The organism is Hymenobacter daeguensis, from assembly GCF_054780555.1.
Genome location: NZ_BAAGWC010000041.1, coordinates 1 through 15271 on the forward strand (window position 1 = coordinate 1; position 15271 = coordinate 15271).

A 15271-nucleotide genomic window follows, 5' to 3' on the forward strand; every position below is an offset into this window, starting at 1 on the left:
CGGGCATCGGCGCGGGTGGCGGCGGGGCCACGGGCGGGAAGCCTGGCCGCTCCACCGCTACGGCGGCCGCCAGGGGCAGCGGCTCGGGAATGAGCAGGGGAGCCGGCCGGGGCGCAGGAATTGGGAAAGGCTCGGGCTGTAGCGCGGGTGCTGGCAGTGGGGCCAGATTTGGTTCGGGCGTGGCGGCGGGGGCTGAATCAGGTGCTGATTCCGGGGCTGGGGCGGCCTCCGGTTCAGAAATTGCTTCAGGGGCCGGGGCTATTTCCGGCTCAGGGGCTGGCTCAGCAGCTAAAACCGGGAGGAGCTGCGGCTCGGCCAAAGGTTCCGGCTCCGGTGTTGGCATCGGAGCGGGTATCGGCTCCGGCGCCGGTTCCGGCGCTTTCGCCAGGACGGGAGCAGGCGCAGGCTCCGGCATTGGCACTGGCAGAACGGGAATCGGCGCAGCTGGTGCCGGGCTGGCTTCCGGTAGCGGCACCGGCAGGGGCGGGGCCTGACTGACCGGAGCTGCCACCGGCGGCGGCGGCGCGGCCTCTCCGAACGGTGACGCGGTGGTTTTCGCGTCGCGCAGCAGCGCAAGCTGCACCTGCAGCAGCCGTAGTTCCTCCTGGAGCTTTTTCTGGTCGGCGAGGCGTTGGGCCAGTTCCTTTTGCAGGGCGGTGAGGCGGTTGGGAAGGCCCCAGGTCCGGACGAGGACCACAATGGCAAGAATCAGGACAACCACAATACCGTCCATGCGCCGAAATGTAGAGGTGGATTAAAGCTGTCGAATCTAAGAATATGTTAGGCTTGACGACTATAAACGTAACAATGCCGCAATATTGTGTAGCGTGGGCACGATGTAGCGCGGACTCGCAAAGCCCGCGCTACAGTCTCCGATGGCCCGCTAATACGCCCGCCCGTGCGTCAGCCGCAGCAGCACGTCGGTCATAAACGGCAGGCGCCTGAGCACCTGAATGCCCGCCGTAGTCAGCCAGGGCATCCCAAAAACCTGGTGAAACAGCCGCCCCGCCGTGATGCGTGCGCTCAGCAGGCCGCGCCAGGCGCGGGTGTAGCGCTGCTCCAGCTCGGCGCGGCTGCTGCGGCCGTCCAGAAATTCCAGCAGCAGGCCGTGCAGCAGGAAGCTGGCGCTCATGCCCATGCTCATGCCGTTGCCGGCCAGCGGCGCAATGGTGCCGGCCGCGTCGCCCAGCATCAGCACGTGGGCATCGACGGTGGAGCGCTCGCGAAACGTGATTTGCGAAATGACGATGGGCGGCGTGGCCTGGCGGTGGGCCGCTGTGAGGTAGGGGCGCAGCAGCGGATTTTGCATGAGCACCTGCCGCTCCATCTCGGCAATGCTGTTGCCGTGGGCGCGCAGGTTGCGCACGTCCGAAATGTAGCTGCAGTTGGTGAGGCCGCCCAGCACCGGCGAGAGGCCGCAGTAGCCGTCCCGGAAGTTGTGCATCTCCACCATCGCCTCCGGGAAATCGACGCCTTCCAAATGCCGCTTCACGGCCACAAACTGGCGTTCCTTGCGGCTGGCTTCCACAAAAGGCCGCGCCAGCTTGCTGTCGAGGTTGGCGTGCTTGCCCCAGGCCCCGCAGGCGGTGCGGGCCTGATAGGTAGCGCCGTTGGCGGTGGTGAGGGTGAACTGGTCGTTGGCAAACACCACGTCCGTCACCCGCGTGCCTTCCCGGATGGTGGCCCCGTGCCGGGCCGCCAGCCGGGCCAGCAGCTCATCGAGCACGTAGCGGGTGATGCCCAGCCCGCCAATATCCAGCGAGTGGTGCAGCGCCACGCCACTGGGCGACGACACGGTGAAGCGCGTCATGCGCGGCAGGTCCATCTCGGCCAGCGGCACCCCGATGCGGCACAGGAAATCGTAGTTTTCCATCGACACGTACTCGCCGCATACTTTATGAAACGGGTAGGTTTCCTTCTCAAACAGCACCACCCGCCGCCCCGCCTGCGCCAGCTGCACGGCCAGCGTCAGCCCCGCCACGCCCCCGCCGATGATGGCGCAATCGTAGAGAATGTTTTCAGCAGTTGACATAAGCTAAGGGCAATGTAGAGACGCAATAGTTGGGGTTTCGTCGTTGCTAATGTTGGTTGTTTAGCTCAATTCGCCTGTCGTCCTGAGCGCAGCGAAGGATGACAGGCGGCGTGTCGTTCAACCACAAGACGCAAGTATGCGTCTCTACCGCTTCCGCAGCGCGCGAACGCCGAACAGCACCCCGGCCGCCAGCAGGCTGGTATACGCCGTGGCCATGAGCCACTTGGGAATCAGCCGGCCGTTTTCCTTGATAATGGCCGTGGCCTCCACCTCGTCTTTGTCGGCAATTTTCCGGTTGACGGTTTCGTAGCCCTGGGTGATGTAGGCCACGGCCCCGGCCAGCGGCAGCAGGGCCAGGTAGGCGGCTTTGGGCAGCTTTTCGGCTTTGAACAGGTAGCCGAAGCTGCCCAGCGCCAGCAGGCCCGCGCCGCCCGTCAGCAGCTGCGCCACGCGCATGCTGCGGTGCAGGCCCAGCGCCACAATGGCCGTGTGCAGGCCGGCGGCGCGGTCTTCGGTGTAGTCCTCGGCGTTGTTGAGCATGAGCACGGCCACCTGCATGATGCCGTAGGCGGCGGCCAGCGAAAGCACCGCCGGCCGGGGAAAGCGCGTGACGAGGCTGCCCGAATACGCCATCGGCCCGAAGAAAATAACCGCCCACAGCGCCGCCAGCTGCCACACGCCCTGCGACTTGAGGTGCAGCGGCTGCCACGAGTACTGGAACCCCAGCGCCCAGCCGATGACCGTGAGCGGCACGAACTGCCAGCGCCCTGTCTGCCGCGTCAGCCACACGCTGATGAGGACGGTGCCGGCCACCGAGGCCCGCATCTGCCAGCGCACGCCCATATCACCGAGCTCGAAAATGGCGTTCGAGAGGTGGCTTTTGTACACGGCGTCCACGCGGCGGTCGGCGTAGGTGTTCACCATGTCGCCGAAGTTGAACAGCAGGTACAGCCCGGCCAGGCCCACGTACAGCTCGGGCTTACGCAGGAAGCGCGCATCCTCGGCGCTGAGCAGAACAGGGATGAGGAAAATCGGCACTTCGGCCGGCAGAAACTCGGGGCGGCGCAGGATTTTGCTGTTCTTCAGAAAGCGCCGCAGGCCGCCGTGCGCAGGCCGCGCCAGCAGGTTGATGCGCTGGATGTGGCGCTCGTTGGGGTTCAGGAAGGCGTCGCGGCCGTGCAGCAGCACGTGGTTATCGGCCAGCACGATGTCGTTGTCCTGCCAGGTATGGGTGTAGAAAACCTCCGGCGCGTACAGGGCCGCCTGCAGTTCCCGAATCAGGTCGGCCTGCTCGGTTTCAGTGGCGTCCAGCACCTCCACGCTCACGGGGTTGAGGTCGTGCACGGGCTCGGCGAAGCGCAGCGTGGCCTCGCCCGTGACGGGGTGGGCCTGGGTGAGGCGCTGCGTGATGGTGCCGCCGTAGTGCACGATTTTTTCGGTGCGGTAGCGCAGCGTGGCCTGCTCCCAGCGCTGGCGCTGCGCCGGCGTGGCGCGGGCCAGCGTGCGGGCCGTGTCGGCGAAGGTGGTGCCGCCCCGGTCTTCGGCGCGGGGCGCTTTCAGGCACTGGAAGAAGATGAGGTAGGGGATTTTGCCCACGAACGCGCCGTCCCAGTGCAGCGGCACGGCGCTGGGCGTGTAGAGGTAATTCTTCGCGTCGGCCTTCACCTTCAGCTCGTTGATGGCCCCGAACGGCCACTGCAGCGGCTCGCCCAGCTGCTGCGCATACAGGGCGAATTCCGTTTTGTCGAACAGTTCAAACCCCCGAAAAATCAGGATGCGGTGCTCGCGCACCCAGCCTTCTATCTGCTCCCGCCCGAAGCCGGCAATGGTATGTCCCGGCTGGCTGGCCCGGATGATGAGGCCGAAAGGAGTTTGGGGTTCGAGGGTGTAGGAGGACATGGAAAGGGAGATGAAAGGAGAGAAAAGTAGAACGTTATATTGAGCGCAGCCGAAGCATCTCTACCACTTCGTTCTCACGTCAAACCTCACCCCCTGACCCCCTCTCCCCAGGAGAGGGGGCACCGGCTTTGCTCAGTCGGAAATCGTCAGGCTCCCCTCTCCCTGAGGAGAGGGGCCGGGGGTGAGGTTTGACGTAAGGCAAAGGTGCATTACCGCCACCACCGAATCAGCAAAGAATTCTGCCCAAGTAGTTAAGAATTCGGTCCCAGCACAAAGTGGCTCGGCCGCCCCGCTACCTCCACCAGTTCCGCGCCCAGTTCCTCCGCCTGCTGGCGCTTCATGAGCAGGTAGTCGTTGTCGCGCAGGAGCACCACACCGTGCCAGGGCGTGAGCCAGTCGTCCGTGGCGCGGGTCATGCGCAGGCCGATTTTGTCGGAGTGCGGGTGCTGGGGGTGGATGCTCAGGCGGAGGGCGTGCGGAAATTCCCGGGCCAGCAGGCGCGTCCAGGCGTTGCTGCGGCGGATTACCTCGTAGGCCACGGCCTTGCTTTCCTCCTTCACGCGACTTTTGCTTTTCTCGGGAGCCAGCGCCATCCCGTCTTCCGACACGAAGCGGTGGATGCCGTTGAACAGGGCGCGGTGGTGGTCGGTGTCGCGCACGCGGGCCTGCAGCTCGGCCAGCGGCTCGGCAAACTCGGCCGTAATCCAGGCCCGGGCGGCGTCGAACGACTCGGTTTCGAGCAGGTCTTCGAGGTTGATGACGTCCAAATCGCGGGTGCCGAGCCGGGCCAGCTGCTGCTTCAGCGCGTCGTTGTAGGCCGATACATCTTCGTCGCTCACCTGCACCAAATCGGCAAACACGCGGCCATCGGCGCAGATGCTGATGCGGGCCCCCGGCGCGTACACCTGCCGGATGTCGTCGCACAGGCTTTGCAGGAAGTTCAGGGCAATTTCCTCGCCCAGGTCGGGCAGCTTGCCCAGCACCTTGTGCCGGTTGGGCGACTTGGCCGGAAACGCGGGCAAGATGAAATGCACCGGCAAGCACTGGCTGATGAAGTAGTGCAGCTTGGGCAGGTGCAGCGCCAGGCACTGCTCGCAGGCCGCCGCCGCGCACTCCGGCCCCAGCACCTTGCGGTGCAGCAGCACCAGCTTGGCCACGCGCCGCGCCACGTCGAAATCCACCTCCGGGCTCAGCTGCATAAACTGGCCTACGGCCGCGCCCACCTGCCCCAGCAGCAGCGGCGCCAGCAGCGAATCGAGCTGCGGCGTGGCCAGCGCCAGGCCGGCGCTCAGCATTTCGAGCAGGTCGCGGGTGGCCTGGCCGCCTTCGGAACGGTCGAGCAGGCGCAGGCCCAGCACGCCCCAGTGCGCCGCGTACAGCGTGTGCGCCAGCTGCGAAACCAGGTTTTCGGCCGGCGCATCAGTAGCGCCGCGCACGGCTACTTCAAACAGCGCCAGCCCGCGCAGCCGGATGCTCTCGGTTTCGGGGCTGAGCACGCCGGTGGGCGTGTCGGCATCGAGCAGGGCGGCCAGCTGGGAGCGCAGGGTGCGCTGGTGCGGGGCCAGCAGCGCCAGCTTCAGCTGCACCAGCGCCTGAAAGCGCAGGGCCAGCGGGCCGGCGGGCAGGTCGGAGGCGCGGGCTTCCAGCTCGTCGTGAATGCGCTGGTAGAGGCCCAGCACGAAGTCGGTTTTTGAGCCGAAATGGCGGTACAGCTCCGCCAGGGGCCGGGCGGCGGCGGCGGCAATGTCGGCGAGGCTGACGGTGGAAAACCCTTGTTCTTCGAAAAGCCGCAGGCCGGTGTCGAGCAGGCTGCGGCGGGTTGACAGGATAGGGAGGGAAAGCGCGGAATCGGTAGCCATTGGCAAAGGGGAAAGCAACGCGGCGGGTGGCCCGGCGCTTCTATAAAGGTAGGTTCGAGGCGTGATGGTGGCCCTGTTTCATCAACTCTATTTCACGGGCTGCGTTAGCTGAATTTCCACTTGCACCCGCTATGAAACCGACTCCCTCCAAGCCTTCCCAAACCGCTAAGCACCGTCCCGCCAAATTCTGGCCCGTGATGGGGTTTGCCACCCTGGCCGGCATGCGCAGCATGAGCGCCCCGGCGTTTCTGAGCCATTATCTGTCGCAGCAGCCGCACAGCGGCCTGGCCGGCTCGCCGCTCCGGTTTTTGCAGAAGCCCTTCACCGCTAAGGTGCTGAAAGTGCTGGCCGCCGGCGAGCTAATCGGCGACAAGCTGCCCACCGCACCCAACCGCACCGACCCGCAACTGCTGGTGGGCCGGGCGCTATCGGGCGCACTGGTGGGAGCGGCGTGGTATAAGTCGCGCCACGGCAGCGCCCTCAGCGGCGGGGTGCTGGGCGGGCTGGCCGCCGTGGCGGCCACCTTTGCGAGCTATGCGCTGCGCATGGGCATCAGCCAGCAATTGAAGGTGCCCACCGCGCTGGTGGGCGTGGGCGAAGACGCGGCCGTGGTGGCGGGCGGCGCGGCGCTGCTGCGCGCCCAGAAACCGGCTCCGATGGGCCGGGCGCTGTAAGTTCGCCGAACTTACAGCCAGAAACGTGGGCCCGCCGCTTAGCTTCGGGCCCACGTTCTGTTTCCTTTCCTAATGCCTACCGCTGTGAAACCGCTGGCCTGCGTCATCATCGACGACAACGAAATCAACCGCCTGACCCTGGAACGCTCCGTGCAGCGCCACGACCAGCTCACGCTGGCCGCCTCCTTCCCCGACGCGGTGGAGGCGCTGGCGTATTTCAACGCCGGCAGCGCGGCCGACGTGGTGCTGCTCGACATCGAGATGCCCCACATCAGCGGCCTGGAGCTGGTGCAGCTGCTGCCCGAGCCCAAGCCGGCCGTTATTCTGGTCACCACCCACGCCGCTTTTGCCGTCGATGCCTTCGAGCTGCGCGTGCTCGATTACCTGGTGAAGCCCGTGGGCTACGCCCGCTTCTGCCAGGCCATTGCCCGCGTCACGGAGAAATACCGGGCCGAGCCCATGTTTTCTGCGCCGCCCGCGCCGGAGCCGGCAGCCAGCCCCGGGCCGAGCGAGATTTCCGCCACCGGTACCGATATGTTCGTGAAAACCAATGGCAAGCTGCTGCGCATCAACTTCGAGGAGGTGCTCTACATCGAGGCGCTGTCGACCTACGTGGTGCTGGTCACCGACAAGCAGAAGCACATTGTGGGCGGCACGCTCAAAAGCATTGAGGAGCGGCTGCCGTTCCGGCACTTTGTGCGCGTGCACCGCTCCTACATCGTAAACCTGCACCGCGTGGAAGCCATGGCCGACAACATGCTGAAGCTGGGCCAGCACGAGGTGCCCGTGAGCCGGCCGTATCAGGAGGAGTTTACGCAGCGGCTGCGGGCGCTGTAGGGCAGGCTTACTGCGCGCCCGGCAGCTCCTCCAGCACCCGCTCTACCTGCCGCACCAGCTGCTGCACGGCGGCGGCCCGGCCCGGCCCGCTTTCGTCTGCCGGCTGCGGCGGCTCCATCAGCAGCTGCAGGGCCGAGGCGATGCCGGCCACGCCAAACTGCACCAGGTTGGGCTTGATGTGGTGCACCAGCTTGGCCACCTGCGGCCACTGCTCGGCGGCGGCGGCCGACTTGATTTGCTGCACCACGGGCGGCATGTGCAGCAGAAACGACGTCATCATGCGCTCCACGAATACGGCGTCGCCGTCGGCCAGCTCGTGCACTTCGGCCAGGTCGTAGAGCGGCACGTCGGGCGGCTGCACCAGCGCCACCAGCTTGCGGTAGAACTCCTCCTCCTTGAACGGCTTGGTGAGGCAGTCGTTGATGCCGGCCCGGAGGTAGCGGTCCAGGTCGGCGCGAAACGCGTTGGCGGTGAGGGCCAGCACGGGCACCTGGGCCCGTTCGGGGTCGGGGTGCTGGCGGAGCAGGGTGGTGGCTTCCACGCCGCTCATGCCGGGCATCTGAATGTCCATCAGCACCACGTCGTAGCGGCGCTCGGCGTGCAGGGCCAGGGCGGCAGAGCCGGTTTCGGCCTCGTCCACCACCACCTCCCAGCCGTGCAGCAGCTGGCGCACCACCTCCCGGTTGATGGCATTGTCCTCCACCACCAACACCCGGCGGTGGCGCAGGGCGCTGGTATCGAGCGGCGTTTGCGGCAGCACGGCTTCCACATCCACGGCGCAGGGCAGCGTCACGGTGAACTGAAACGTGCTGCCGCGCCCCAGCTGGCTGTCAACGGTAATGGTGCCGCCCATCTGCTCCACCAGGGCGCGGGCAATGCCCAGGCCCAGGCCCGTGCCGCCGTAGCGCCGGGCGGTGTCCACGCCGGCCTGGGCAAAGTCTTCAAAGATGTATTCCAGCTTGTCCTCGGCAATGCCGATGCCGGTATCGGTGAGGCGAAACAGGGCCGAGATATGACTTTCGGTGCGCCCCAGCAGGTAGCCGCCCACCGAGATGGTGCCCTCCGGCTCGGTGAACTTGATGGCGTTGGACGCCAGGTTTATCAGAATCTGGTTGAGGCGGTAGGGGTCTCCCACCACGCGGGGCAGCGGCCCGCAGTTCAGCAGCAGCGCCACGTGAAAGGTGATGCCCTTTTCGGTGGCCTGCACTTCCAGGGGCCGCAGCGCCTCTTCCATCGAGGCCCGCAAATCGAACGCCACCTGCTCCAACTCCAGCCGCGCCGAGCTGATTTTGGTGAGGTCCAGCACCTCGTTCAGCACCGACAGCAAATGCTCGCCCGAGGTCTGAATGATGCGCAGCAGCTCCTGCTGGGTGTGGTCGAGGCTGGTTTTGGTGAGCTGGCGGGCCATGCCCAGCACCCCGTTCATGGGCGTGCGGATTTCGTGGCTGAGGTTGGCCAGAAACGTTTCCTTGGCCCGGCCCGAGGCTTCGGCTTTTTCCTTGCCGCGCCGCAGCTCGGCCTCCACCTGCATCCGCTCCGTGATGTCGAGGGCGCACAGCAGCACGTCGGTGCGGCCGGCGGGGCCCAGCCGGTGGGCCTGGTAGAGCAGCTGGCGGGGCTTGCCATTGCGTGCCAGCACGGGCAGCACCCCCGCCACCGCCGCCCGCAGGCCCACCTGGGTCAGGTACGTGGGCAGCACGTTGGTGGCATCGGCGGGCTCCATAAAATCGTGCAGCGGCTGCCCCAGCAGCTGGGCCGGGGGCCGCTGCAGGAGCAGGGCAAATGCCTGGTTGCACGAGAGCAGCACGCCCCGGGCATCGTGCGTGGCCACGGCGGCGGGCAGGTAGTTCAGCAGCTCGTGCTGGTGAAGTTCGGTGCTGGCATCGGCCGGGCGCGGGGGCGGGGCCAGGCGGTAGGTAAGCAGCTCGGAGCGGGCCGCGCCGGGCTGGGCCGGCAGCAGCACGTAGTCCTGCAGCAGCACGCGTCCGTCGCGCAGCGGAATAGCTTCGCCCAGCACCGACTGCCCGGCCCCGCGCAGCGTGGCCAGTTGCAGCGCGGGGTGCTCGGGCAGCACGGCCAGGCGCTGCACCTGGGCCAGCAGCGTTTCGGCGGGCTGGTCTTCCCAAAAGCCCGGCGGCTCGGCCAGGCCCAGCAGCTGGCTCAGGGTGTCGTTGACGCGCTTGATGGTGCCGGTGGCATTCACCAGCAGCATGCCGGGGCCGGTTTGGGCCAGCAGGCCGGTCAGGCGCTGCTCGGCGGCGGCGGCGCGGTCGTGGGCGGCCTGCAGGGCTTCTTCCAGCTCGGCAATGCGGGCGGCGGCCGAAGCAGCCATGGAGCGGGCCGAAGCAGAAGCAGGCATAGCGCGGGAGTGGTAGGTGAAGGCAAGTGCCGCGCAGCGGCGGTTCGGCGCGGGGGCACCGCTGATTTGGCCGGCGCACCGCACCGCGGCGGGGCACCGGGAGTTCGGCTCGCTGTAAAAATACGGCCACTCGCATCAAAAAGGGGGCAATCCGCACAAAACCCCGGCGGCGGCCGGAAAGGTGCCCGTAACATTGTAATGTCGACGGCGCAGCAGGGCCGGCCCGGCGGAGAGAGCTCCTTCGCTATGCCCCTTAGCCGTTGCCGCTCAGTGGTTTATTCTCACCTTTTTTCTCACGGATTTTTACCTTAACCCCAATTTTATCATGGCTTACTCTACTTCCACCCCCTCCGGTCAGTGTGTGCAAAACATCATCAACGCGCTGCCCAGCCTGATGGCCGTGGCCGTGGTTGATGCTACGTCGGGCATGGCCCTGGCCTCGCACACCAACTCGCCCACGCTCAACCCCGAAACGGCGGCTGCCTACAACACCGAAGTGGTGAAGCAGAAGACCAAGGCCATGCAGGCCCTCAAGCTGACCGGCGAGAAAATCGATGACATCCTCATCACCCTCTCCAACCAGCTCCACCTCATCAACCTGTCGGACGACGGCAAGAAGTTCATCTACCTGGTGGTGAATGCCCGCGAAACCAACCTGGCCATTGCCCGCGACGTGTGCCGCCAGGAAAAAGAGCTGCTGAAATAGCAATCGGCTCATTGACCGGGCCATCCCGGTTGCATTATCCTTTTCGCTGCAAAAAAGCCACCCTGGGACGGGGTGGCTTTTTGTTGTTTGAGGCGGAATCAGACGTGAAAGAACGTTCGGCCTACCCCAGCAGCGACAGCGGATTGGGCCGCATCCGGTGCTCGAACATGGCGCCGATGTTTTGGGCTTTTAGCTTGGCTTCCTCCGCCTTGGGGCCGGCAAACAGGGCATCTACGCTGGCCCGAAACAGCGCCAGCCACTGCTGAAAGTGCGCCGCCTGAATGGGCAGCGGGAAATGCCGGGCCATGGGCCGGCCCTTGTAGCGGCTGGTGCCCAGCAGCACGCTGCTCCAGAAATCGTACATCGTGGGCAGGTGCGTGGCCCAGTCCACCCGCGCCACATCGTTGAAGATGGGGCGCAGCAGGGCGTCTTCGTTCACGCGCTGGTAAAATGCATCAACCAGCCGAACGATGTCGGCTTCGGTTTCGAGGTCGGGGAGGGCGGGGGCCAGCATGGTCGAGTAAGGAAGTTTGACTACAAACAGCGGGGCTAGGCTTTTTGTCGGCCGCCGAGAATGACCAGCACCACGGCCAACACAACCAGGGCGGCACCGCCCAGCATTGCCAGGCTCAGGCTTTCGCCCGCGAAAGCCCAGCCCAGCAGCACCGCCACCACCGGGTTGACAAACGCGTAGGTGCCCGCCAGGGCCGGCTCTACCGCCCGCAGCAGCCAGATGTAGGCCGTGAAGGCGATGATGGAGCCGAACATGACCAGGTACCCATACGCCCACCACGACTTGGCCGTGACCTGCGCCAGCGCAAACCCCGCCGCCTCGCCGCGCAGCAGGCCCACCAGGAGCATGGCCGCGCCGCCGCACAGCATCTGCATGCCGCCCGAGACAAACGGCGAGGCCGCTGGCTGGTGGCTTTTGGCGTAGAGCGAGCCCACGGCCCACATCAGCGAGGCCAGCAGCACCAGCCCAATGCCCCGCCCGGCGTGGCCGGGCTGCGGCACCGCCGCCGTGGTGAGGTGCGCCGCCAGCAGGTACATGCCCGCCATGCCCGCGCTCAGGCCCAGGGCCACCCACCTAGTGGGGCGGGGCGAAATGCCGCTCAGCCACCCCAGCACCGCCAGAAACATGGGCACCGTGGCCACCAGCAGCGCCGTGATGCCGCTGGGCAGGTACAGCACCCCGAGCGTGGTGCAGCCGTTGCCAAACCCCAGCAGGCACACCCCGGTAATGGCCGCAACCCCCCACCCGCGCAAGGTGGGGGCCGCCTCGCCCCGCCACCGCATGAAGCCGTAGAGCAACCCGCCCGCCAGGCTGTAGCGCGTGCCCGCCATGAGCAGCGGCGGCATGCTGGCCACCGCAAACTTCACCACCAGATAGGTGGAGCCCCACACCAGATAAACCAGCGCGAAGGCCGTAAATAAAGCGGCGCGCGAAGGCGCGGCGGTAGCTGCAGGAGAAGCCATAGGGCCGTAAAACTACGCCTGCCCGTAGCGCCGTAGCGCAAACTTTGCAGTTCGCGCCACCACGCAGCTTGCACTTGTTGAACAGGCACAAGGACGCGAACCACAAAGTTGGCGCTACGGAAACGCGGGCCTCGCAGGTTGCTGTTGTTGCTTTGCATGATGAACAAAGCGAACGTATTACTCACCCTGCTGGCGCTGCTGGGGCTGCTGAGCCCCGCCGCCGCCCAGCTCCTCCAGCCCAAACCGGCGGCCTACACCCGGGCCGACTCGCTGCGCGGCGGCAACGGCCCGCTCCGCGCCTGCTACGACCTCAGCTACTACCACCTCGACGTGAAGCTGGACCCGGCCCGGCGGTTCATCAGCGGCTCCAACCGGTTCCGCTTCACCGCCACGCAGGAGTTCACCCGGCTGCAGTTCGACCTCTTCGATAACCTCAAAGTCGAGAAAGTGCAGTACCAGGGCCGGGAGGTGCCCTTCGTCCGGGAGGCCAACGCCGTGTTCGTCACCTTCCCGAAGGCCATTGCCAAAGGCAGCCGCGACGAATTCACGGTATACTACTCCGGCAGCCCCACCGTGGCCAAGAAAGCGCCCTGGGACGGCGGCCTGGTCTTCACCACCGATGCCGCCGGCAAGCCCTGGGTGGCGTCGGCCTGCCAAGGCGTGGGGGCCAGCATCTGGTGGCCCTGCAAGGACCAGCAGGCCGATGAAGTGGACTCCATGCTCATCAGCATCAGCGTGCCCACCGGCCTGCAGGACGTTTCCAACGGCCGCCTGCGCAAAACCACGAAGCTCAAAGACGGCTACACCCGCTTCGACTGGGCCGTGCGCAACCCCATCAACAACTACGACGTGGCCCTGAACGTGGGCAACTACCAGCATTTCGCCGACTCCTACCAGGGCGAAAAAGGGCCTTTAACGCTTGACTACTGGGTATTGCCCGAAAACGTGGCCAAGGCCAGAACCCAGTTTGCCGCCAACGTAAAGCCCATGCTCAAAAGCATGGAATCGTGGTTCGGGCCCTACCCGTGGTACGCCGACGGCTACAAGCTGGTGGACGCCCCGCACCTGGGCATGGAGCACCAGAGCGCCGTGGCCTACGGCAACAAGTACCAGAACGGCTACCTCGGCAAAGACCGCAGCAACACGGGCTGGGGCCTGAAGTGGGACTTCATCATCATTCACGAAAGCGGCCACGAGTGGTTCGGCAACAGCATCACCAGCCAGGACATTGCCGATATGTGGGTGCACGAAAGCTTCACCACCTACTCCGAAGCGCTGTTTGTGGAAAGCCAGTTTGGCAAAACTGCCGGCCAAGAGTACCTGCACGGCCAGCGCCGCAACATCCAGAACGACGGCCCCATCATCGGCCCCTACGGCGTGAACAAGGAGGGCTCCGGCGATATGTACGACAAGGGCAGCGTGATGCTCAACACCCTTCGCACCGTGCTCAACGACGACGCGAAGTGGCGCCAGCTGCTGCGCGGCCTCTCCGGCACCTTCTACCACCAGACCGTGACCGGCCAGCAGGTGATGGACTACTTCAACCGCGAAAGCGGCCGCGACTTCACCAGAATATTCGACCAGTACCTGCGCCACCGCAACATCCCCACGCTGGAAATCCGCTTTGAGGACGGCAAAATGCTGGCCCGCTGGGTGGCCGACGTCGACAAGTTCGACATGCCGGTGCGCGTGCGCCTGAAGGGCGGCGAGTACCAGTTCATCAGGCCCACCACCCGGTTTGCGGAAATAAAGGAGCTGGCCGGCGCCACCAGGGAGAACCTGGAAGTCGACACGTTCAACTATTACATCGGCGTACTTGTTGACTAACGTAGCGTGGACTCTGCGAGTCCGCGCTTGGGCGAGACGGCCCTGACGATGCGCGAACTCACAGAGTCCACGCTACAAAAAACCGCCTCACCCGCCGCTGCTGTGCCTTACCTTCGCAGTGCGAATAATCACCGAAAAACCGGTTCTATGAATTCATACGACGTCACCGTCATCGGCTCCGGCCCCGGCGGCTATGTAGCGGCCATCCGCTGCGCCCAATTGGGCCTCAAAACGGCCATTATCGAGAAATACCCCACCCTGGGCGGCACCTGCCTCAACGTGGGCTGCATCCCCAGCAAGGCCCTGCTCGACTCCAGCGAGCACTACCACAACGCCCAGCACGCCTTCGCCGGGCACGGCATCGGCCTCGAAAACCTGACGGTGGACATGAACCGCATGATTGACCGCAAGGGCGAAGTGGTGAAGGCCAACGTGGACGGCATCGCCTACCTGATGAAGAAAAACAAAATCGACGTGCTCACCGGCGTCGGCTCTTTTGTTGATAAAAACCACATCAGCATCGCGCCCACCCAGGGCGGTGAGGCCCAGCAGATTGAAACCAAAAACGTCATCATCGCCACCGGCTCCAAGCCCACGGTGCTGCCGTTCATCGCCCAGGACAAGGAGCGCATCATTACGAGCACCGAGGCCCTGAACATCCGCGAAGTGCCGCGCCACCTGATGGTGATTGGCGGCGGCGTGATTGGCCTCGAAATGGCTTCCGTGTACGCCCGCCTCGGCGCGAAAGTCTCGGTGGTCGAGTTCATGGACTCGCTCATCCCGACCATGGACCGCGGCCTGGGCAAGGAACTGAAGCGCGTGCTGGGCAAAATCGGCATCGAGTTTTTCCTGAGCCACAAAGTGACCGGCGCCACCCGCGAGGGCGACAGCGTGACCGTAACCGCCCTCAACCCGAAAGGGGAGGAGGTGACCTTTGAAGGCGACTACTGCCTGGTGGCCGTGGGCCGCGTGCCCTACACCGCCGGCCTCAACCTGGAGGCCGCGGGCGTGGAAATGGAGGAGCGCGGCCGCATCAAGGTCGATGCCCACCTGCAAACCAACGTGCCCGGCATCTACGCCATCGGCGACGTGATTCGGGGCGCCATGCTGGCCCACAAGGCCGAGGAAGAAGGCGTGTTCGTGGCCGAAACCATCGTGGGCCAGAAGCCGCACATTAACTACCTGCTCATCCCCGGCGTGGTGTACACCTGGCCCGAAGTGGCCGGCGTAGGCTACACCGAGGAGCAGCTCAAGGAGCAGGGCAAAGCCTACAAAATCGGCAGCTTCCCCTTCAAGGCCAGCGGCCGCGCCCGCGCCAGCGGCGACACCGACGGCTTCGTGAAGGTGCTGGCCGACAAAACCACCGACGAAATCCTGGGTGTGCACATGATTGGCCCGCGCATCGCCGACCTCATCGCCGAAGCCGTGACCGCCATGGAGTTCCGCGCCTCGGCCGAAGACGTGGCCCGCATGAGCCACTCGCACCCCACCTACGCCGAGGCCATGAAAGAAGCGTGCTTGGCGGCCACGGAGAACCGGGCGATTCATATGTAGTCTGCAGAAGAGAACGTATGCTTTTAAAAAAGCGGCAGAAGCTTTCAA

The 15271-nt window shown here is 65.5% G+C and carries 11 protein-coding genes and 1 pseudogene; 5 read left to right on the forward strand and 7 right to left on the reverse strand.

Features of this window, described 5'->3' with window-relative positions; translation table 11 throughout:
- From ACYVHT_RS22280 to ACYVHT_RS22295, 4 genes and pseudogenes are all read right to left on the reverse strand, one after another.
- Positions 1-733: pseudogene (locus ACYVHT_RS22280) on the reverse strand (hypothetical protein); the annotation flags it as partial.
- 150 nt (positions 734-883) lie between these two features.
- Positions 884-2032 (reverse strand): NAD(P)/FAD-dependent oxidoreductase, encoded by a 1149-nt coding sequence (locus ACYVHT_RS22285; protein ID WP_460557420.1) that lies wholly within the window; start codon positions 2030-2032, stop codon positions 884-886.
- A 144-nt stretch (positions 2033-2176) separates the two neighbouring features.
- On the reverse strand, positions 2177-3931 hold the full coding sequence (locus tag ACYVHT_RS22290) for a TauD/TfdA family dioxygenase (protein ID WP_460557422.1): 1755 nt from the start codon (positions 3929-3931) through the stop codon (positions 2177-2179).
- Between the two features lie 251 nt (positions 3932-4182).
- Positions 4183-5790 carry an L-tyrosine/L-tryptophan isonitrile synthase family protein gene (locus ACYVHT_RS22295; RefSeq protein ID WP_460557425.1) on the reverse strand — a complete coding sequence of 536 codons (1608 nt, stop codon included), beginning with the start codon at positions 5788-5790 and terminating at the stop codon, positions 4183-4185.
- 131 nt (positions 5791-5921) lie between these two features.
- Between ACYVHT_RS22295 and ACYVHT_RS22300 the strand changes: the two genes are divergently transcribed.
- Both ACYVHT_RS22300 and ACYVHT_RS22305 read left to right on the forward strand, forming a co-directional pair.
- Positions 5922-6464, forward strand: a complete 543-nt coding sequence (locus ACYVHT_RS22300; protein ID WP_460557427.1) for a DUF4126 family protein — start codon at positions 5922-5924, stop codon at positions 6462-6464.
- A 72-nt stretch (positions 6465-6536) separates the two neighbouring features.
- Positions 6537-7301, forward strand: a complete 765-nt coding sequence (locus ACYVHT_RS22305) for a LytR/AlgR family response regulator transcription factor (protein ID WP_460557429.1) — start codon at positions 6537-6539, stop codon at positions 7299-7301.
- A gap of 7 nt (positions 7302-7308) precedes the next feature.
- On the opposite strand, the gene ACYVHT_RS22310 is transcribed toward ACYVHT_RS22305, so the two are convergent.
- Positions 7309-9660 (reverse strand): hybrid sensor histidine kinase/response regulator, encoded by a 2352-nt coding sequence (locus tag ACYVHT_RS22310; RefSeq protein ID WP_460557431.1) that lies wholly within the window; start codon positions 9658-9660, stop codon positions 7309-7311.
- A gap of 325 nt (positions 9661-9985) precedes the next feature.
- On the opposite strand from ACYVHT_RS22310, the gene ACYVHT_RS22315 reads away from it, so the two are divergent.
- Complete coding sequence (locus tag ACYVHT_RS22315; protein WP_460557433.1) at positions 9986-10366, forward strand: hypothetical protein; 381 nt, start codon at positions 9986-9988, stop codon at positions 10364-10366.
- A 121-nt stretch (positions 10367-10487) separates the two neighbouring features.
- On the opposite strand, the gene ACYVHT_RS22320 is transcribed toward ACYVHT_RS22315, so the two are convergent.
- The gene (locus ACYVHT_RS22320; protein WP_460557435.1) at positions 10488-10880 is read right to left on the reverse strand and encodes a group III truncated hemoglobin; all 393 of its coding nucleotides are present in this window, start codon (positions 10878-10880) and stop codon (positions 10488-10490) included.
- A 35-nt stretch (positions 10881-10915) separates the two neighbouring features.
- Positions 10916-11842 carry an EamA family transporter gene (locus ACYVHT_RS22325; RefSeq protein WP_460557438.1) on the reverse strand — a complete coding sequence of 309 codons (927 nt, stop codon included), beginning with the start codon at positions 11840-11842 and terminating at the stop codon, positions 10916-10918.
- Between the two features lie 156 nt (positions 11843-11998).
- On the opposite strand from ACYVHT_RS22325, the gene ACYVHT_RS22330 reads away from it, so the two are divergent.
- Positions 11999-13669, forward strand: coding sequence for a M1 family metallopeptidase (locus ACYVHT_RS22330; RefSeq protein WP_460557440.1), 1671 nt, complete (start codon positions 11999-12001; stop codon positions 13667-13669).
- 147 nt (positions 13670-13816) lie between these two features.
- Entirely contained in the window at positions 13817-15223 is a 1407-nt protein-coding gene (lpdA, locus tag ACYVHT_RS22335; RefSeq protein ID WP_460557442.1) for an NAD(P)/FAD-dependent oxidoreductase, read from the forward strand.
- The last annotated feature ends 48 nt before the right edge of the window (positions 15224-15271 follow it).